The sequence below is a fragment of the Formosa sp. S-31 genome (genome assembly GCF_051172795.1).
GTDB lineage: Bacteria > Bacteroidota > Bacteroidia > Flavobacteriales > Flavobacteriaceae > Formosa.
Window position 1 is genome coordinate 414,905 of the sequence record NZ_JAENDK010000002.1, and the last position, 20,233, is coordinate 435,137.

General features: G+C 35.2%; 20 protein-coding genes and 1 other RNA gene. 13 read left to right on the forward strand and 8 right to left on the reverse strand.

The genetic code is table 11. The features are described from left to right. Positions 1 to 27 precede the first annotated feature (27 nt). Positions 28 to 1,173 (forward strand): cysteine desulfurase family protein, encoded by a 1,146-nt coding sequence (locus I3217_RS02055; RefSeq protein WP_435048063.1) that lies wholly within the window; start codon positions 28 to 30, stop codon positions 1,171 to 1,173. 6 nt (positions 1,174 to 1,179) lie between these two features. On the opposite strand, the gene I3217_RS02060 is transcribed toward I3217_RS02055, so the two are convergent. From I3217_RS02060 to I3217_RS02070, 3 genes are read right to left on the reverse strand one after another with little or no spacing between them, the layout of a single operon-like run. Next, positions 1,180 to 1,761, reverse strand: coding sequence for a tRNA-(ms[2]io[6]A)-hydroxylase (locus I3217_RS02060; protein WP_435048064.1), 582 nt, complete (start codon positions 1,759 to 1,761; stop codon positions 1,180 to 1,182). 3 nt (positions 1,762 to 1,764) lie between these two features. Next, complete coding sequence (locus tag I3217_RS02065) at positions 1,765 to 2,337, reverse strand: hypothetical protein (protein WP_435048065.1); 573 nt, start codon at positions 2,335 to 2,337, stop codon at positions 1,765 to 1,767. Further along, positions 2,330 to 4,069: a DNA polymerase III subunit gamma/tau gene (locus I3217_RS02070; RefSeq protein WP_435048066.1), complete on the reverse strand. Its 1,740-nt coding sequence runs from the start codon at positions 4,067 to 4,069 to the stop codon at positions 2,330 to 2,332. Before I3217_RS02070 ends, I3217_RS02065 begins: the two co-directional genes overlap by 8 nt. 157 nt (positions 4,070 to 4,226) lie before the next feature. Between I3217_RS02070 and rnpB the strand changes: the two genes are divergently transcribed. Next, positions 4,227 to 4,549, forward strand: an RNA gene (gene rnpB, locus I3217_RS02075) — RNase P RNA component class A. A gap of 275 nt (positions 4,550 to 4,824) precedes the next feature. Here the strand turns inward: rnpB and I3217_RS02080 are convergent. The 4 genes from I3217_RS02080 to I3217_RS02095 are packed head-to-tail and all read right to left on the reverse strand — an operon-like array spanning position 4,825 to position 7,365. Next, positions 4,825 to 5,253 (reverse strand): hypothetical protein, encoded by a 429-nt coding sequence (locus I3217_RS02080; protein ID WP_435048067.1) that lies wholly within the window; start codon positions 5,251 to 5,253, stop codon positions 4,825 to 4,827. Then, the gene (gene rsmD, locus I3217_RS02085) at positions 5,254 to 5,814 is read right to left on the reverse strand and encodes a 16S rRNA (guanine(966)-N(2))-methyltransferase RsmD (RefSeq protein WP_435048068.1); all 561 of its coding nucleotides are present in this window, start codon (positions 5,812 to 5,814) and stop codon (positions 5,254 to 5,256) included. It abuts the gene before it with no gap. Beyond that, the gene (locus tag I3217_RS02090) at positions 5,814 to 6,635 is read right to left on the reverse strand and encodes a DUF3822 family protein (protein WP_435048069.1); all 822 of its coding nucleotides are present in this window, start codon (positions 6,633 to 6,635) and stop codon (positions 5,814 to 5,816) included. Before I3217_RS02090 ends, rsmD begins: the two co-directional genes overlap by 1 nt. Next, a complete protein-coding gene (locus tag I3217_RS02095; RefSeq protein ID WP_435048070.1) occupies positions 6,619 to 7,365 on the reverse strand; it encodes a hypothetical protein in 747 nt (248 codons plus the stop codon). The genes I3217_RS02090 and I3217_RS02095 overlap by 17 nt, the downstream gene beginning before the upstream one ends. A gap of 129 nt (positions 7,366 to 7,494) precedes the next feature. Here I3217_RS02095 and I3217_RS02100 point away from each other — a divergent pair, with 129 nt between their 5' ends. The 7 genes from I3217_RS02100 to I3217_RS02130 all read left to right on the forward strand — a co-directional run bounded on the left by I3217_RS02100 (position 7,495) and on the right by I3217_RS02130 (position 13,708). After that, positions 7,495 to 8,922, forward strand: coding sequence for an ATP-dependent DNA helicase (locus I3217_RS02100; protein WP_435048071.1), 1,428 nt, complete (start codon positions 7,495 to 7,497; stop codon positions 8,920 to 8,922). An 11-nt stretch (positions 8,923 to 8,933) separates the two neighbouring features. Continuing rightward, the gene (locus I3217_RS02105; protein WP_435048072.1) at positions 8,934 to 9,500 is read left to right on the forward strand and encodes a DUF4126 domain-containing protein; all 567 of its coding nucleotides are present in this window, start codon (positions 8,934 to 8,936) and stop codon (positions 9,498 to 9,500) included. 46 nt (positions 9,501 to 9,546) lie between these two features. Then, positions 9,547 to 10,275 carry a 3-deoxy-manno-octulosonate cytidylyltransferase gene (gene kdsB, locus I3217_RS02110; protein ID WP_435048073.1) on the forward strand — a complete coding sequence of 243 codons (729 nt, stop codon included), beginning with the start codon at positions 9,547 to 9,549 and terminating at the stop codon, positions 10,273 to 10,275. Then, a complete protein-coding gene (locus tag I3217_RS02115; protein ID WP_435048074.1) occupies positions 10,266 to 10,970 on the forward strand; it encodes an HAD family hydrolase in 705 nt (234 codons plus the stop codon). Before kdsB ends, I3217_RS02115 begins: the two co-directional genes overlap by 10 nt. Before the next feature lie 25 nt (positions 10,971 to 10,995). Beyond that, positions 10,996 to 12,078: an iron-containing alcohol dehydrogenase family protein gene (locus tag I3217_RS02120; RefSeq protein ID WP_435048075.1), complete on the forward strand. Its 1,083-nt coding sequence runs from the start codon at positions 10,996 to 10,998 to the stop codon at positions 12,076 to 12,078. A gap of 18 nt (positions 12,079 to 12,096) precedes the next feature. After that, complete coding sequence (locus I3217_RS02125) at positions 12,097 to 12,639, forward strand: 1-acyl-sn-glycerol-3-phosphate acyltransferase (RefSeq protein ID WP_435048076.1); 543 nt, start codon at positions 12,097 to 12,099, stop codon at positions 12,637 to 12,639. A 130-nt stretch (positions 12,640 to 12,769) separates the two neighbouring features. After that, on the forward strand, positions 12,770 to 13,708 hold the full coding sequence (locus tag I3217_RS02130) for an EamA family transporter (RefSeq protein WP_435048077.1): 939 nt from the start codon (positions 12,770 to 12,772) through the stop codon (positions 13,706 to 13,708). A gap of 10 nt (positions 13,709 to 13,718) precedes the next feature. On the opposite strand, the gene I3217_RS02135 is transcribed toward I3217_RS02130, so the two are convergent. Further along, positions 13,719 to 14,375, reverse strand: a complete 657-nt coding sequence (locus I3217_RS02135) for a hypothetical protein (protein WP_435048078.1) — start codon at positions 14,373 to 14,375, stop codon at positions 13,719 to 13,721. A gap of 182 nt (positions 14,376 to 14,557) precedes the next feature. On the opposite strand from I3217_RS02135, the gene I3217_RS02140 reads away from it, so the two are divergent. The 4 genes from I3217_RS02140 to I3217_RS02155 all read left to right on the forward strand — a co-directional run bounded on the left by I3217_RS02140 (position 14,558) and on the right by I3217_RS02155 (position 20,176). Beyond that, positions 14,558 to 15,388 carry an FKBP-type peptidyl-prolyl cis-trans isomerase gene (locus I3217_RS02140; protein ID WP_435048079.1) on the forward strand — a complete coding sequence of 277 codons (831 nt, stop codon included), beginning with the start codon at positions 14,558 to 14,560 and terminating at the stop codon, positions 15,386 to 15,388. Between the two features lie 238 nt (positions 15,389 to 15,626). Continuing rightward, on the forward strand, positions 15,627 to 17,318 hold the full coding sequence (locus tag I3217_RS02145; protein WP_435048080.1) for a hypothetical protein: 1,692 nt from the start codon (positions 15,627 to 15,629) through the stop codon (positions 17,316 to 17,318). Positions 17,319 to 17,326: 8 nt separating this feature from the next. Beyond that, entirely contained in the window at positions 17,327 to 18,535 is a 1,209-nt protein-coding gene (locus tag I3217_RS02150; RefSeq protein WP_435048081.1) for a radical SAM protein, read from the forward strand. 147 nt (positions 18,536 to 18,682) lie between these two features. Further along, a complete protein-coding gene (locus tag I3217_RS02155) occupies positions 18,683 to 20,176 on the forward strand; it encodes an alpha/beta hydrolase family protein (protein ID WP_435048082.1) in 1,494 nt (497 codons plus the stop codon). The last annotated feature ends 57 nt before the right edge of the window (positions 20,177 to 20,233 follow it).

A 20,233-nucleotide genomic window follows, 5' to 3' on the forward strand; every position in this document is an offset into this window, starting at 1 on the left:
TATTTTATTTGAAGTATTTTTGTGATTATGAAACAAGTGTATTTAGACAATGCGGCAACGACTCCGCTACGTGAAGAAGTGATTTTAAAAATGACATCTGTAATGCGAGAGTTTTTTGGAAATGCCTCATCTACTCACAGATACGGTCGTTCGTCTAAAGTTTTAATTGAAACAATAAGAAAGTACATTGCATCTACACTTGGAGTCACCGCTTCCGAAATAGTGTTTACGTCTGGTGGTACAGAAGCTAATAATCAGGTGCTGTTATATGCTGTTCGCGATTTACAGGTTAAGCATATTATTACATCACGTATAGAACATCATGCGGTTTTACATACTGTAGAGGCTTTAGCTGGGCAATACGATGTTAAAGTTGATTATATTGATTTAGACCGAACAGGTCATGTAGATTATTCGCATTTGGAAGAATTGCTGAAAGGCAAAGCAGGTAAGGCTCTTGTTAGTTTAATGCATATTAATAACGAAACAGGACATATTCTCGACTTAAAAAGAGTAGGTCTGTTATGCAGAAATTACGAGGCGCTTTTCCATAGTGATATGGTTCAGTCTGTAGGGCATTTTAAGCTTGATTTAAATGAGATTCCTGTAGATTTTATAGTAGCCAGCGCCCATAAATTTCATGGTCCAAAAGGCATTGGATTTACGTTTTTTAGAAAGGAAGCAGGACTAAAATCATTAATTCTTGGTGGCGAACAGGAGCGTGGTTTGCGCGCTGGAACAGAATCGGTACATAACATTGTTGGTTTAGGTGAAGCTCTCAAACTGGCTTACGAGAATTTAGAAACCGAAGCACAATATATAGGTGAATTAAAAAGCTATTTTACTAAGCATTTACAGGAAGAAATTCCAGAAGTAAAGTTTAATGGTAATTCTGATAGTTTAAATAGTAATACTTATACTTTGGTAAATGTATGTTTACCTTTTCCTGCCGAAAAAGCATCGATACTATTATTTCAGTTGGATTTAAAGGGGGTTGCCTGCTCCAGAGGAAGTGCCTGCCAGAGTGGAAGCCAGAAAGGCTCCCATGTTTTGGAGGCTATTTTAAATGAAGAGGACTTGAAGAAGGCCTCATTACGATTTTCGTTTAGTCGTTTTAATACTAAAGAAGAAATAGATTATGCTATTTCGGCAATAAAGTCGTGTATAAGCTAAACCGTGTTAACCGTGAATGGTTTCTCTTTTTCCCAGATCTTTCATAATATCTGCTTCAAATTCCAATAAGTCCTGCCATTTTTTATCTACTTCTGCGCGATCTCCATATTGTCTTGCAAAGCCCAGAAACATAGTATAATGGTTCGCTTCGCTCACCATAAGTTTGCGATAAAACTCAGCCAGATCTTTATCTTCCAGTTCTTCAGAAAGTAAACGGAATCGTTCGCAACTACGTGCCTCTATTAAAGCGGCATACAACAAACGATGAACTAACTGAGTAGTACGACTTCCACCTTTTGGGAAGAACGTATGAAGTTTAACTACATATTCATCCTTTCTGTCGCGACCAAGTACCCAGCCATTTTCTAAAATTTTGTCGTGCACCAATTTAAAATGACTGATTTCCTCTTTTACCAAAGCTATCATTTCCTGAACCAAATCAGTATATTCCGGAAAACTAACAATAAGAGAAATTGCCGTACTTGTTGCTTTTTGTTCGCAGTATGCATGGTCTGTTAAAATATCTTCAATATTCTTTTCTACAATATTTACCCATCTTGGGTCCGTTGGTAATTTTAAGCCTAACATACTTTATAATTGTTTTAATTGGTATTCGCCTGAGGTTTTAACGCTTAATTTAAACGTAAGACAGTCCTGTGTTTCAGGTATACAATATTCCATTTGTATTGCAATTACTGTACCATTAAGAGCTGTATTTTCGTCGATCCAGATACTTTTTAAAATAAAAGATTTCAATCCCTCTATTGGTTTACTCAGGTTTTCCCTTATAAAAGTTTTGGTTATGGTTTTACTAAACAAAACGTTATCATCTGTACTAATTATAACATCAGCCAGGCCATTTCTGTAATACGATTTAAGATTTAAACTATCCTGATGCCTGGTCTTTAACACGCTGGAATCCATATTAAAATAGGTTTTAATATGAATCTTATATCCGGAACTTAAAAGTGTATCTGTTACTGTTTCTAAATTAGTTTCCGGAATATAGGTTACCTGTTCTGAAAATTCCTGAATTAAGTTATTTTCTTCAAGCACCTGAGTATGATTTTTTTTTATACTATCTCTGCCATCACAATTAAAGCATAGCAAAATAAACGCTAAAAAAAACAAGGGTAGTATTTTATTCAGAATAAACTTAGACATCTAAATCGAAGGTTTTACGTAAAAGTTCTAAACTTGGATTCTTTTCGCAGAGTTTATTAAATTTTTCTCTGGCAGTATAAGCATATTGCTTTTCCTTTTCTTCGTTAATTTCTATTTCTAAAGTTACGTCGTGATTATTGAGACGTTTTCTTAGATAATTCATAAGGTCGAATTGGTTTCTTTCGACCTCTAACTTATTGGTTTCGTTTGGATAGACCACTTTAATAGTGGTTGTATTTACAAGTTTAGGCGTATCTATACTTAAAATAGAGGCCAAGTTAAACATGCCGTCTTTTTCTATAATACCCACGTATTCCTGCCATGCTTGCTGCATAGCCTCCTCTGTAAAATCATCCGTAGGTTTGTCGGCTTCGTCATGAACAATTTCATTTTGTTTTATAACGTGCTCTTTTTTAGCCCGAATGCTTTTTAGTGACAGGCCGGATGTTCGTTTGTTAGCTCCGGATAACACAATTTTTTCTATACCCGGTTTAGAAACTTCTACGTTAACTTTAGGTTTGACTGGAGGAATTTCAGTTTCAGAAACATGAGACTGAGTGGCCGCTACAGCTTTAACTTTGGAGGTGTCCGGTACATTAACCGCGATAGGTGCGATACCTTTCGCTCTGAAATAAGAAGGCGGTATTACGAACCGTTTGCTATTTTTTTTTTCTCCATCAAAAGTGATAGAGGCAAGCTGCATTAAGCAAAGTTCGACCAGTAGTCGTTGATTTTTACTCGATTTATATTTTAAATCGCATTCGTTGGCAAGATTAATTCCTTCCAGCAAAAAGTGCTGACTGGCTTTACTGGCCTGAGTAAGATAATGTTCTTTAGTTTCTTCACCAACTTCGAGTAATTCTACTGTTTGTGGTGTTTTACAAACCAGTAAATCTCTGAAATGCGAAGCAAGACCGGCAATGTAGTGCTGTCCATCAAAACCTTTGGCAAGTGTATTATTAAATTGTAATAATAATTGCGGGATATTGTTTTCAAGAATTAAATCGGTACTCTTAAAAAAGGTTTCGTAATCCAGAACATTTAAATTCTCTGTTACGGCTTGTCTTGTTAAATTCTTTCCGGAAAAACTAACTACTCGGTCAAAAATGGAAAGCGCATCTCGCATAGCACCATCGGCCTTTTGAGCGATTATATGCAAGGCATCATCTTCGGCAGTTATTCCCTGTTCTTCGGCAATATATTTTAAATATTCCTTAGCATCTTTAACCGTGATTCGTTTAAAATCAAAAATCTGACAACGCGATAAAATAGTAGGAATTATTTTATGCTTTTCGGTTGTTGCCAGAATAAAAATACAGTGTTTTGGTGGCTCTTCTAATGTTTTTAAAAAGGCATTAAAAGCGGCCTGAGACAACATGTGCACCTCGTCGATAATATACACCTTATATTTTCCAATCTGTGGCGGAATTCTAACCTGATCGGTTAAATTTCTGATATCATCAACGGAGTTATTGGAAGCGGCATCGAGTTCGAATATATTAAAAGCAAAATCCTCTTCGCTATTCTCATTACCTTCCTGATTTATCATTTTAGCCAGAATTCGGGCGCAACTGGTTTTACCAACCCCTCGAGGACCTGTAAATAAAAGCGCCTGAGCTAAATGATTATTATCTATGGCGTTTACTAAAGTATTTGTAATAGCCTGTTGCCCCACAACATCCTTAAAGGTTTGAGGTCTGTATTTACGAGCTGATACTATAAAATGTTCCATAGGTAATATTAGGAAGCAAAGTTAAACATTCAATTTAAAAATCGGAATCCCGAACTTATAATTTACGATGAGTTATTAACAACAGCACAGGAAAAAGCACCTGGAGAATTATAAACTTTTAAATGGGATATAGATTTTCTTTGTTGTAATTTTACACCGAGTAAATCGCCTTATCGCTGTTCGTTTAGAATAGAGGAAAGTCCGAACACCATAGTGCAACATAGTGGTTAATGGCCACCAGCCGCAAGGTTAGGAAAAGTGCAACAGAAAGAATGTACAGGTAATGCTGTAGTGAAATCAGGTAAACTCTATGTGGTGCAATGCCATGTATACCAATGTTTGAGGGCGGCACGTTCGATGTTGGAGGGTAGGCAGCTAAAGTGTATTGGTAACAATACATTCAGATAAATGATAAGGGCCTTTTAATTTATTCTTGTAATTTAAAGGGTACAGAATTCGGCTTATAGATTTACTTAAAACAAACAAGCCCTTTTTAAGTCTTTAAAAAGGGCTTTGTTTTTGGTTATATAATGGTTGGTTAGTTGTTAATTGGTTGGCGGAAATTTTCCTTTTTCAAGTATCTTTACAATCTTTTAATGGTTTCGTTAAAAGATTGAGATATTCAACGGTTTTAACTTAGCGAGGTCTAAAATACATAAATTATATTTATTTTAACAAATAATTATATGTTTATTTAAAAAATAATAGTTGAACATATACAAGTGTAGATGTTATGTTAGTAAGTAGGTGTAAACCTATTTTTGTTGCTTTATATATTTTTCGGTAATAAACCTGCTTATTCCTGCTTCAGGTATATGTTCGTGCCCTTTTTGTATAAGCGTATCTCCTTTAAACTGAATGATGAAGTCGAAAGTCTGATCTTTTAAGCCTGGTATATTTGTAAATTGTAATACCTCGATATATGAAGAATCTTTTAAAGTGTAGGTGCCACCGCCGCTGTAGGAGTTTTTTACATCCTTTAAATCGGTGTTAAAAAAGGCGAAATGTGTAGGGGTAATAATTTTTGTAAAAGAAACAGTGTTCAAATCTTTAACTGTAAGAGAGTTGTTGGTTTTTGTTTCCGCATAAATCATATTCCACGTCCCTGTAATATGCTGTTCTGGTTTAGAACTACATGACCATAGAACAAGGACGAGACTAACGATTAAAACACTGTATTTCATTTATTCGGTGGTGTAATCGTCTTGTGGGTATTCAAAAAAACTAAACATATTACCACCGTAGCTTTTGGAGTAACTAAACATATTTAAATGCGATAAATCGGTATGTTTAGAATGTTCTACGATTAAAAGGCCATGTTTTTCCAATACGTCATTTTCAAAAATCAATTGCGGAATTTTAGCAAATTCTTCCAATTCGAAGGCGTAAGGCGGATCTGCAAAAATTACAGTTGCTTTTTGAGTAGCCTGTTCTAAATATTTAAAGACATTACTTTTAATCGTGCGAATGGGCATGTCGAAAGCTTCGGCAGTGGTATTAATAAACTTTATGCAGCCAAAGTCCTGATCCACACAGGTAATGTGTTCAGTTCCCCGAGATGCAAATTCATAACTTATGCTCCCCGTTCCTGCAAACAAATCTAGCACAGATATTTCATCAAAATAATACTGATTATTTAAAATATTAAACAGCGCTTCTTTAGCCATATCGGTGGTTGGCCTTACAGGAAGGGTTTTAGGAGCCACTATTTTTCGACCTTTATATGTTCCGGAAATAATACGCATTAAAAACTATTTAGTAAAATAAACTCGGCATGCTGAGTTTGTGGTTGTTGTTTAAATGTAAAGTTGTTATTTAGTTTACCAAAACTAACGTGACGTATATAGGTGTATGCCATATTGTATAAATCGTCATGTTTTAAAATAGCTCCAACAAACACCAGATCTATAGTTTCCGGGTTAAGTTTTAGCTGTTCTATGGTAAACAGAAGATAGTAAATAAAATCTTCTTTAGTGTTATATTCAAAGGTATTGTAAAATTGTAAGACACCATTATTTACACTTACAATTTCGAAATGACGCTTATCAATGTGCACATATAATTTAGGTACTTTGTTATTTTTTTCCAGTTGAAGTATGGATTCGATTAACACCGTTGAATAGTGTTTGAATGTAAAACTTCCAAAATGATCGTAAACAAAATTATTTATGTTTACGTATGGCACGTATACATTTACAGCGTCGTTACTTTCTAAAACATCAAAAGTGATAAAGTCGGTTTTTAAAATTTTAGAATTAAATTTTAAATAGTCGCCCAAATGGTCTTCGCTAAACAATGCCTTGGGTACAAGGGTAGATAATTCGTTACAGTGAATAACCTGAACAGCAGCAAAGTCCTGCTTAAGCACTTCCTCTGTATTGAATAGGGTTTGTATGTGGTCTAAAAGTCTGAACGGGTTTTCAGGAGTTTTAAACTGAATACGTTTGTGAGTGAAAACCTCTTTAGTACTTCGGTTTAATACAGAAAAAGAAAGTCCACTCAAACTAATTTGAATGGACAATTCCAGATGTTTTATTGTTTGTTTGGTATTATTCGTCGTCTCCAAAAGTTTTTGGCCAGTTTCCGTTAGTTTTTACTTCATCCATAGAACCAACCTGAATTCTGTCTCCGTTTACACCGTCTACAGATACAACCTGATTTTCCTGAATTACTAAATCTCTGTCTTGATCAGAAAGAATAACATCTTTTTTAACTGACGCTTCAAATACAGGAATCTTAACATCATCCTGATTTAAAGTCCCTGCCTTCATTTCTATTTTAGCTCCTTCTGGTCCAATTCCTGCAGGAAGCTCCATCATATTCTTGTAACGGCTAGACGTTTTAAATAATGAATCTTTTACCGGTACAAATCCTAAAGTATCAATAATAATGATATCTTTGGTCATTTCTACACCACCGTAACGTTTTGTAAGTTCCTCATCGATAATGGTAGAATCTCTACGCTGTGTAATGGTATATTGTGCTGTATCAATAAATTTAATTAAGTTATCAAAATTACCTGCAAAGTCTCCTGTTACTTGTTTGTGAGCCATCTGCGCGTCTCTGATATCGATTAATTTTTCAATAACCTGAGTATAACGCTTTTTCTTAATCTGGTTGAATTCGATGGGTTTGTAAACCGACATAAACGTTTGGTATCCTAAAAATGCAATTAGAGCCCAAAGTGCAATAATTAAAACTGGTTTTAAACTTGAAGGTAAAAATTTGTCAATGATCCAAACTAAACCAATTGTAAGCAGAATTGCCGCAACTGCAATAAGAATTATTGTAAGCATAGTGTTTTTTGTTAATTAAATTTTATTAAAGGTCTTTCGCAAATCTACAATTTTTTTTTATTCGTAAAAACCAATGAGAGTAAAAATCATTCCTATCTTTGACAAAAACTACAATCGATATTCCCTTTAATGAAGGCTTCAGAATTTTATTCCCTTATAAAACAGCAGTTTCCGTTTACGCCAACCTTAAAACAAGATGTTGTATTATTACAATTATCAGAATTTATTTTTAACAAAGACCCAAAAGCCTTATATGTGTTAAAAGGGTATGCCGGAACCGGGAAAACCACCATTGTCAGTACGATTGTAAGTAATTTATGGAAAATTAAAAAAAGTGCTGTTTTAATGGCGCCTACAGGGAGAGCAGCAAAAGTTATTGCCAATTATTCCAAAAAAGAGGCGTTTACGATACATAAAAAAATATATTTTCCGAAAAAAGAAAAGGGTGGAGGCGTAAAATTTGTCTTACAGCCGAATAAGCACCGAAATACCATTTTTATTGTAGACGAAGCTTCTATGATTTCAGATACAGCAGGGGAATCTAAATTATTTGAAAACGGATCTTTACTTGATGATTTAATGCAGTATGTCTATAGCGGACACCATTGTAAGTTACTTTTAATAGGAGATACAGCGCAGTTACCTCCTGTAAAATTAGATTTAAGTCCGGCATTAGACCCTAAATTATTAAGCCTAAATTACAATAAAGAGGTAACAAATACAGAATTGGATGAAGTGGTACGGCAGGAACAGGATTCCGGTATTCTATATAATGCCACTCAACTTCGTGAATTGCTGTCTGGAACTTTCTTTGATACGTTTAAATTCGATGTTAAAGGTTTCAATGATATAGTAAGACTAACCGACGGACAGGAGATTATGGATGCTATTAACGACTCGTATCAGGAATTAGGAAACGAGGATACGGCGATTATAGTAAGAAGTAATAAGCGCGCTAATCTGTATAATCAGCAAATTAGAAGTCGAATACTTTTTAATGAAAATGAGCTGACTCCCGGAGATTTTTTAATGGTTGTAAAGAATAATTATTTCTGGGTAAAACCAACTACTGAAGCCGGATTTATTGCTAATGGTGATATTATAGAAGTTCTTGAAATTTTCGGCTTTAAGGATTTATACGGATTTCGGTTTGCCGAAGTAAAAGTACGTATGGTAGATTACCCTAAAATGAAACCTTTCGAAACAGTTTTATTGTTAGATACGATTATGGCAGAATCCCCATCTTTAACTTACGAGGACAGTAACAGATTGTATCAGGAAGTAATGGCCGATTATCAGGACGAAACCATTAATTATAAGAAGTTTACAAAGGTTAAAAGCAACAATTACTTTAATGCACTACAAGTTAAATTTTCTTATGCCATTACCTGTCACAAATCTCAGGGAGGCCAGTGGAATACTGTTTTTGTAGAACAACCTTATTTACCAAATGGTATCGATAGGGATTATTTACGTTGGCTCTACACTGCTGTTACACGTGCCAAAGAAAAATTGTATCTTATAGGCTTTAAAGACGACTTTTTTGAGTTGGATTAAGTTTAGGAATTATGACATTCGAGTCAGTAATAAGTGTATGTCTGGGTGTTGGCTTAGCAGCTGCTGTAGGATTTCGGGTATTTATACCTTTGCTTGCATTGAGCTTAGCGTCTTATTTTAATCTTTTAGAACTAAATACATCCTGGCAATGGTTGGGACAAACTTCGGCTATGATCGTTTTTAGTGTAGCAACTATCATGGAAATTCTAGGATATTTAATTCCTTACCTCGATAATCTACTGGACACTATAGCCATACCTCTGGCAGGTATAGCAGGAACCATAGTCATGGCATCAACAATAGGCGATTTTAGTCCTGTAATTAGCTGGGCACTGGCCATAATTGCAGGAGGAGGAACAGCAGCAGCCATCGCAGGGTCTGCTTCTTCGGCCAGATTAACTTCAACCACTGTTACAGCGGGGGTTGGGAATTCGGTAGTTTCTATTGTAGAAACCCTAACGTCAATACTTTTGGCTGCGTTTTCCATTTTTCTGCCTGTACTGGCTGTAGTATTAGTAGCTCTGCTAATCTTTTTAATTTTCAAGTTTTATAAAAAGTTTAAATCCAATAGGACTTAAAGTCTGTATTAAAGTCCTATTTTTGGAACAGAATTAATAATATTTTATGAAGATCATTTCTATGATTCCTGCGCGCTACAGCGCTTCTCGATTTCCTGGAAAACTAATGCAGGATCTGGGAGGAAAAACGGTTATTTTAAGAACTTATGAAGCTACAGTAGAAACACAATTATTCGATGATGTTTTTGTGGTTACAGATAGTGAGATTATTTTCAACGAGATTGTAAAAAACGGCGGTAAAGCTATAATGAGCAAGAAAGAACATGAATGTGGTAGCGACAGAATAGCCGAAGCCGTAGCCGATTTAGATATAGATATCGTAGTAAATGTTCAGGGAGATGAACCTTTTACAGAAGTTACATCGCTTAAAAAATTAATAGAGGTATTTAAAGAAGATCCGGATAAACAAATAGATCTGGCCTCTTTAATGGTTCATATTACAGATCCGGAAGAAATAAATAACCCTAATACAGTAAAGGTTATTGTAGATAATTTCAATTTTGCCTTATACTTTTCCCGTAGTCCGATTCCTTATCCAAGAGATACAAATGCTCCTGTAAAATATTATAAGCACAAGGGCGTTTATGCCTTCAGAAAAGAAGCTATTTTAGATTTTTACAGATTACCTATGAAACCTTTGGAAGCTTCAGAAAAGATTGAATGCATTCGTTATCTGGAATACGGAAAACGTATAAAAATGGTTGAAACCGATGTTCAGGGCGTTGAAATTGATACCCCTGAGGATTTGGAACGCGCTAAAAAACTATGGAAATAGATTACAGTAACATAAAAGTAATTGGTTTTGATGCCGATGATACCCTCTGGGTTAACGAAACGTATTTCAGAGATGCCGAAGCTGAATTTGGTAAACTCTTATCTGCATTCGAAACCAAAAATAAAATAGATCAGGAACTTTTTAAAAAGGAACTGGCAAATTTACCATTATATGGCTATGGCATTAAAGGTTTTGTGTTATCTATGGTCGAACTGGCCTTAGAATTATCGAATAACACAGTATCTAACAAAACGATTAATGCCATTCTTAACATTGGTAAAGACATGATTAATAAACCAGTGGAATTATTGGATGGCGTTGAAACCGTATTACAGGAGTTATCAAAATCGTATAAGTTAATCGTTGCCACAAAAGGCGATCTACTGGATCAGGAGCGAAAATTAAAACAATCCGGTTTACTGGATTATTTTCATCATATAGAAGTTTTAAGCGATAAAACAGAATCAAATTATTCTAAACTTCTAAATCATCTGGATATAAACCCTTCGGAGTTTTTAATGATAGGTAATTCCTTAAAATCAGATGTTTTGCCTTTAATCAATATTAAAGCTCATGCCATCCATGTGCCATTTCATACCACGTGGATTCATGAACAGGTTACCGAAAAGGAAACCAATGGTAAAGCGTATAAAACCCTTTCGGAATTATCGGAAGTTTTAGACATTTTAAATTAATAATAAAGTCATTTTAAAAATATAAATGCAATACAAAAATTTTCCAATGGTGTCTAAAGTTGTATTTGGACGCGGTAGTTTTGATCAGTTAGGAGACATTTTAGAGCCAAAACGTATAAACGTAAATGCACCGTTTATTTTTTTGGTTGATGATGTTTTCGAAGAAAACGCTTGGTTAAACACCAGAATACCGTTGGCCTATCAGGATCAGATTATTTTTATTTCAGCCAGTGAAGAACCAAAAACATCACAGGTAGATGCTTTGGTAGAACAGATTATTTTAGAATTTAAAGAGCGCCCGTCTGGAATAATTGGTATTGGTGGTGGTACCGTACTGGATTTAGCCAAGGCCGTAGCCATTATGTTAACCAACCCGGGAGAAGCCAAGGATTATCAGGGTTGGGATCTGGTAAACAATCCGGCGATTTATCATGTTGGAGTGCCAACAATTTCTGGTACCGGGGCAGAAGTTTCCAGAACTACAGTTTTAACTGGACCGGATAAAAAATTAGGGATAAATTCAGATTATACACCTTTCGATCAGGTGCTTTTGGACCCTGAATTGACAAAAGACGTCCCTAAAGACCAGTGGTTTTATACCGGCATGGATTGTTATATTCATTGTATAGAATCTTTAACGGGTAGCTATTTAAATGCTTTTAGCCAGAGTTACGGTGAAAAATCTTTAGAATTATGTAAGGAAATTTTTCTGGAAGACACTTTATCTGAAGCAGAATCACAGGATAAACTCATGATGGCATCCTGGCACGGCGGTATGAGTATCGCATACTCTCAGGTTGGTGTAGCTCACGCCATGAGTTATGGTTTAGCCTATGTTCTTGGAGTTAAACACGGTATTGGAAACTGTATTGTTTTTGATTATCTGGAAGAATTTTATCCTGAAGGTGTAAAGTTATTTAAAGCAATGAAAGCAAAACACAATATAGAATTACCTCAAGGCTTATGTAAGAATCTTAGCGAAAGTGAATTCGAAACCATGATGGATGTTGCTCTTGGACTTGCTCCACTTTGGGAAAATGCACTGGGAAAAGAATGGGAATCTATTATGACTAGGGAGAAGTTACGCAGCCTGTATGAAAAAATGTAGATCTAAGAAAGTTTTAGAATGTTTAAGTCACTTTACAAGTTTATATATTTTAAACTTTTAGGATGGAAACTAAAAGGTGAATTTCCTAAGGAATTAAAAAAGTATGTGGTTATTGCCGCACCTCACACCAGCTGGCATGATTTTTATTTCGGCTTGTTAATTAGAAAAATCACCGATACTCCAATAAATTTTGTAGCTAAAAAGGAATTATTTAAGTGGCCAATGGGACTGTATTTCCGTGGAGTAGGCGGTGTTGCACTCGATCGTACTTCTGGACAAAATAAAGTGCAGGCTATTGCTGATTTATTTAACTCCAGAGAAGAATTCCGATTAGCTATTGCTCCGGAAGGCACCAGAAAAAAAGTTAAAAACTGGAAAACAGGATTTTATTTTATAGCCAAAACAGCGCAGGTACCAATTGTAATGGTTACTTTCGATTTTGGTAAAAAACAAAATAAAATATCGGTTCCATTTTACCCTACAGACGATATGGAAGCCGATTTTAAAGTTATTCAGCGTTTTTTTAAAGGAGTTCAGGGTAAGGTCGCGAAATACAGTTAATCCTTCGCTTTGAGCACAATGGCTTACTGTTTTTAACCCCTAATTTAGTTATTAAAAAATCATTGGATTTTACACCGTATATAGCCAAAGATTTCATATCATTACGCGTTAAATTTTAATGCAATTGGTTATGAGTAAACCTCAAAAAGGGCTGCTTATTGTTTTGTCATTTTTCGCTATTTACGTCATTTGGGGTTCAACCTATTTAATGAATAAAATTGTCGTGAGCGAAGTGGCGCCATTACTTCTGGCAGCCATAAGGTTTTTAAGTGCTGGGGGTTTAATTCTTGTTATTGCCAGACTTTTAAAATTATCCCTGCGCATTAGCAAAAGACAACTGTTAAACTGTGGTATAGCTGGTTTTTTATTTTTAGTATATGGTAATGGTATATTTGTTTGGGCTTTAAAATATGTCGATTCCGGATTTGCTGCTTTAATTGCTGCAACCCAGCCTTTATTTGTGATTTTCCTTATGCGTATACTGCACGGAAATAAAATTCAACCTAAATCTTTAGTCGGTGTATTTCTGGGGTTAATTGGGATGTACTTTTTAATTAGTCAGGATACTTTAGAATTGAACCACGAAAGTACCATCGGAATTATAATGTTATTTACCTGCGTGTTGAGTTGGAGCTATGCCAGTATTTTTGTATCCAAAGCTAATTTACCGTCTCATTTTTTTGTTAGCACCGGATATCAGATGGTAAGTGCGGGTAGTATATTGCTTTTGGGAAGTTGGGCATTCAATGAATCCTGGGTTTCACCCTTGCAATGGAGTTTAAATGCACAAATAGCAATGGTCTTACTCATCCTGTTGGGAAGTATAGTGGCATTCTCTGCTTTTAATTATTTATTAAAGACAGTTGCTACAGAAAAAGTATCCACTTCGGCTTATGTTAATCCTGTTATTGCTTTACTTTTAGGCTGGTATGTACTGGATGAACAAATCAGTTTACAGTCTGTAATTGCCGGAGGCATTTTATTAACTGGTGTATATTTTATTAACACTAAGAAAAAGATTTTAATTTTTCAGAGGTTCAGAGCTAAGAAATTAAATGTAGAAAACTAAATTAATCAATCTATAATAGATTTTTTAAGGTCAGGAAGGAATGTAATAATTTCCGCTGTATAATGGGGTCCTTAATAAATCTGGGGATTTTAGAATCGGACAGGGTAATACCTGTAAATTCCACATCTATAAAACCTGATTGTTGTGGAGTGAATGTCCATTGTGATAAATTATAAGCTTCACGAGCCAGACCTTTTACTTCAGGGATATAGTCCGGTACAGCTTTTACATGAATGATAAGGCTTTCCGGCGTACGTTCCAGCCAGTATTTTGCAACCAGATCCTGTTTGGTTAATGGAAATGGAATATTATAAATACTATGTGCAATCCAGTAGGAATCTGTTTGTTTTAGTGTTTTCATACTCTTTATGGCATCGTTCCAATCTGTTATTTTATTAGGATTCACAACCAGTTCATACACTTTCTCAACGGTCGATTGGGTTTTGAACTTCACACATAATTCCCGGGTTATAATAGTATCGTTAAATTCCAGATCTCTGTAGCTAACAACTACACCATCTTTTTGCTGAACCACTTCCCAGTCTGTTATTTTAGAATGCGCTATGAAGTCCTCTAAAGTTTCCATCTGTTTTATATGTGCCTTTTGAGCCCTTACGCCACAGGCAAAACAAACAATACATACTAAAACACGTAAACACTGGAACATGGAAGAAAGGGATTAATTTAGAGTTCAATCTAGTAAAATTCATTTAATAAACGTGTATATTCTTAAAATTAAGTAGCCTATCAGGCCTAGTTTTGCCTAATTTTCCTGCAATTAAAAGCCTGTTACCAATTAAAGCTCAGGCTAATTTTTTATGTTTGCGAATCAATTTAAAATCTCAAATCATGAAGTATATTTTATCTGCTTTTATTGTATTATTTATGGTGTCTTGTAGTGCTGACGATGACTTTTCAAATAAAGATTATTCCGAAGAAAATGCACTGGAAATTCAGGCTTATATTTCGAATAACAATTTAAATGCATATGGCACAAATTCAGGGTTATATTACGTTATAGAAGAACAGGGGAGTGGAGCTGCTATTACTGCTACATCCGATGTTACTGTAAAATATAAAGCTATGTTAACCGATGGAACCGTTCTGGATGAGAATTTAGAAGATATGATAAGTCTGAATCTTCAATACGTTATTCCGGGCTGGACCGAAGGCCTTCAGTATTTTAACGAAGGAGGAAGCGGGATGCTACTTGTTCCCGCACATCTTGCTTATGGGAGTAATGATTATCAGGACATTCCAGGTGGTTCGGTAATTGTGTTCGAAATCGAAGTTATCGATTTGAAAGTGGAAAACGAAAAGGAAATTTTAGATTATATCAGCGAGAATGAATTAACAGCTCAGGCCTCAGATTCTGGTTTATATTATGTGATTGAGGAGCAGGGTACAGGCGAGCAACCAAATAGTTCTTCTGAAATTAGCGTTATTTACAAAGGGTATTTTACAGATGGAACGGTATTCGATCATAGTAACGATACAGGGGTTAGCTTTAATGTTAGTAATGTAATTGAAGGCTTTAAAGAAGGTATTACTTATTTTAAAGTTGGTGGTAAAGGTAAATTATTAATTCCGTCGCATTTGGCTTATGGCAGATATGGCAGCCAGACTATCCCGGCAGGTGCAGTTTTAATTTTCGATGTAGAATTACTAGACGTGAACTAAATAGTACAGTTAATTTAATTAAAATTTAAAAAAAGCGTATCGAATTAAATACGCTTTTTTTTGTTCCCATTTTGTTTTGAAAGATTCAAAATTCTTCGAATTAATAAATTGTGTTTTTTAGTTTAATTAATTAAATTTATACTACTTTAAATCAATACTTTAAGTTATTATTAAGAGTTAGTGTTACAGAGTTCCAAATTGACCATTTTCGAAACTTATTATATAAAGTTTCCGAACTATGAAAACGCCATTACATTCCGGTTTTTGTCCCTTAACATACTTTTCAATTCATAAAAAAACAACACGGGTTATAGCCTATATTTTAATCATTTTGTTATCACATCTTGTTACGGCATGTAGCTATTATAACGTTCATGATGTGGTAACCCAACCTGAAACTCTCGGACAACAAATAGAAACTTTAAATAAGGAAAAGCCTTATGCGGTTATGCATTCCCCTCTGGTTACCTGGCATCTGGAAAATATCACTTTAAACGAATACGATAAAACCATGTCGGGTACTGTAGCGGAATTGACAGCAAAACATATAACAGAAAAGCCTCGTGAGACCAAACGCGTACATGCATATTCACAAAGTAAAGCATCACCTTTTAACGAACTGCATTTTTATTTAGAAGACATTGATTTACGTCAATATGGATCACCGATAACAATTCCATTTTCAGCCATTACTAAAATTTCGGTAAACGATAAAAATACAGGCCGAAGTATTGCTAATGCGTTTTTAGGGGTTATTGGCGTTCTGGCTATAGCGACGATAGTTGTTGCGCTAACTAAAAGTTCCTGCCCGTATATCTATGTTCAGAATGGTGATAATTTCGTTTTCACTGGTGAATTATATCCGGGGGTGCTTACAGAAAACCAACAGCGGGATGATTATATTAAATTACCTGAAATTTTTTCTGAAAATGATGACTTTAACGTAAAAATCTCTAACGAATTAAAGGAAGTTCAATATACAGATTTGGTCCAGCTAATAGAAGTAATTCACCCCAAAGACATAGAGGTTTTAATGGATTCTGATGGAACCCCGTATAGCATTAAAAACCCTCAGGCTCCAAAACAAGTTCTTATAGATCAGGAAACTTCCAATATAATTCCGGCTATGGAAAAGGATGAGAACTCGTATCTATTCAATACAAACCTAAATACAAACAAAAATACGAGACAGGTAGAACTTAGTTTTGAAAAACCTTTAAATGCAACTCAGGCCAAACTGGTTTTAACTCTAAAAAATTCGCTTTGGTTAGACTATGTTTTTGGAAAATTCAATGCTTTATTTGGCACTTATTTTCCCGAATTTCAGAAAAAACAAGCTGAATATACCAGAGAGGAAAACACAAACTGGATAAACTCTCAGCATTTACCATTAGCTGTTTATGTTAAAAATTCAACGGGCTGGGAATTAGTCCAGCGTATACAGACTGTTGGGCCCATGGCAACACGGGATATAGTAGTACCTATAGATTTAACAAAAATACAAACTAAAGATCTGGAGATAAAGCTGGAGACCGGTTTCATGTTCTGGGAAGTTGACTATACCGCAGTAGACTATTCCAGTCAGGACAAATTGGAAGTAAATTATATAAATCCATTTCAGGCTATAGATCAGAATCATCAGGATGTAACACCTTTATTATTGGAATCCGAGGGTAAATATTTGGTACAACCCAATGTAGGAGATGCCGTTACTGTTTCCTTTAAAACGAATACATCTAGTGCTCAAATGAAGGCGTCCTACTTTTTAAAGAATAGAGGCTATTATACCTATATAAGAGATTATAAAACCAAGCCCAATTTAATGCAACTAAAAGTTTTTAAAGAAGCTGAGGCATTTACAGAGTATTCCAGACTGGAATATGCAGCCCTAATGGATTATGAAAGTCAGTTCGATTTAGTTTCTAAATAAATAGCATTATGGCATTCGAACTTCAAAAACAAAATCAAGTATCTCCTTTAATCAAGAGTCATGAGTTGGATGGTAACCATGAGGTTATTCGTGGATTAACATTACAATGGATACGCTATAAAATGCAGTTAAACATTTTAAAATTAATTCGCGGTAGCTATTCCAGTCCAATGGACTGGTTGGGCGCTTTGCGTTATATAATTAAACTAAGACGCCAGTTTCTGGGACACCATAGCGTACAGAAAATGATAAAAAGTAATGGTAAATATTATTTAGAACTCTATACTCCAGGGTGGCCAGGACTTGTGTTTGACGCCTTTATTTTATCTCAAATACAGGGCTACAAACCAATAACGAATAAAAAAGTAAATCGGTTTTCAAGCACCATACTGGCGATAACTAAAAAATGCGCTTTACAATGTGAACATTGCTTTGAGTGGGACGAACTTAATAAAAAAGATACCTTAAATAAAAAAGATTTACAGCGTATTGTAAACATTATTCAGGAAAAGGGAGTAAGCCAGCTCTTTATATCTGGCGGAGAGCCTCTGTTAAAAATGGACTATATTATGGCTATTTTAAAACAAGCGAAGTCAGTTACTGATTTCTGGATATATACCTCGGGATATAAACTTACAGATGCTAATGCCAAACAATTAAAAGATGCGGGCTTAACCGGTGTTGTTATTAGTTTAGACCATTATTTGCCCGAAAAGCATAATAGATTCAGGCAATTTAAGGATGCCTATTTTTGGGTAGAGCAAGCTATTTTAAATGCAAGAAAACACAAATTGATTACAGGACTTTCAGTTTGTGTTACACGTGAGTTAGCCAGCAAAAATCATTTGTTCTGTTATTTGGAATTGGCCAAAAATTTGAAAATTCCTTTTGTGCAAATTTTAGAACCGAAAGCGGTCGGACATTATAGTAATAAAGATGTCTTACTACAAAAGAAGGAAATTAAAATTTTGGAAGATGTTTTTGAAACCATAAATTTTAACCCAAAATATAAAGATTACCCTATTTTAACGTATCATGGCTATTATCAGCGCAGAATGGGGTGTTTAAGTGCTGGAAACAAAAGCATTTATATCGATACTAACGGTAACCTCAATTCGTGTCCGTTTTGTCATAAGCCATCAGGAAATATACTTGATCCCGATTTTGATGAACACTTAATAGCACTGAAAGATAGGGGATGTCCAAGCTACCTTTAATAGTTCTGTAATTTTATAATTCTCATATTATTTTATCCATTTTCAGAATAAGCACTTTAAACAACGAATTTACACCCCGATTTCACCTTGATTGAGTTAAACTTCACAAGTACTTTTATAGTATTGTTTCACTAAACTTTTAACCTTATGAGAATTTTAGAACTAGTATTATTACTTATAGTCAGTATTTTACCATTTATTAAACGTCCTGTACTAAAATTAATATCTAAAAAACAAGTCACTATTACATTAACAATGGTACTGCTATTACATATTATAATAGAGGGCGGGCGCTGGCAGATGTTTCCTGCCTACGGACTCCTTTTATTTCTAATCTGGCGTATCTGGAACACAGATTATTCCATAACAAAACGCATGACTTTTTTAAGAGGATTAGGCTATGGGGTACTAATTCTTGCTCTTATTCCAGCCTGGGGTTTACCCAAAATACTTCCCGTATTTTCTTTACCAAAACCTACAGGCCAGTACGCTGTGGGGACACACAATATACTTTTAAAAACACCAATGAACGAGCCTATAACAAAGGACATTAACGATAAACGCGAATTTATTGTTAAAATATGGTATCCGGCAACTACCGCGTCTTTAGGACAACAGGAACCATATCTCGATCATGCTAACAGGACTAATTTTATCATGAAATATGGGGGAGGACTACTGCCTCCTGCATCCATGAATTATCTGGATCTAGTAAAAACTCATGTGTATCCGGAAGCAAAAATTGCCAATAATCGTTTTCCTGTTTTGGTGTTTTCTCATGGCTATGGTTCCAATGCCTCAGGGTATTACGCTTTGTTATCAGAAATTGCAAGTCATGGTTACATTATTGTAAATATGAACCATACGTATGAAAGTCTGGGATCCACATTTCCTGACGGATCAGAAAAATATTTCAACCATGAATTTCAGCAACGTGAAGATGCCGATGCTATGTCACATATCCAACCTATACGCGAGGCTTTTAAGAATAAAAATTTATCGTATAGCGAACGTCATGCTATAATTCGCGAAGCTTCCAAGAACTACAATGTAACACATATGGTTAAGCGTTGGACTGCAGATATAATGTATACTATAGATCAGTTTGAAGCCTGGAATTCCGAAGGTTTCTTAAAAGATAAAATGGATTTAACTCAAATTGGAGTGTTCGGACATTCGCGCGGTGGCGGTGCTGCCGGTCAGGTAGCTTTAAAGGATAAGCGCATTAAAGCGGCTGCAAATATAGACGGTGTGCAATGGGGAGAAATGATGGACACCATATACACAAAACCATTTTTATATATTTCGGCAGACTGGCCTCAAGATCATGAAGATATCAATGCTCATGTGTATAAAAATAAAAGCACCGATTATTTTTACGAAACGAAAATTAAGACTGCGGCTCATCCTAATTTTATGGATATCCCGTTTATGGTCCCTGTACAATCTCTGGCACAAACAGGAACTATCGATGCTGAATTAGGTATAGCACTTACCAATGATCTTTTACTCAATTTTTTTGATACCCATTTAAAACACGAAAATATTGCTATGAATCCGGAACCACTTTTAAATAAATATAATCTGTTAGAATTTAAGGTATACCAGGGAGGTAATAAACATGTGGCTAGTAAAGATTGAAAGGAAATACTGATAATCTGACCAACAATACGGTATCGTGAACTGTATCCGATACCG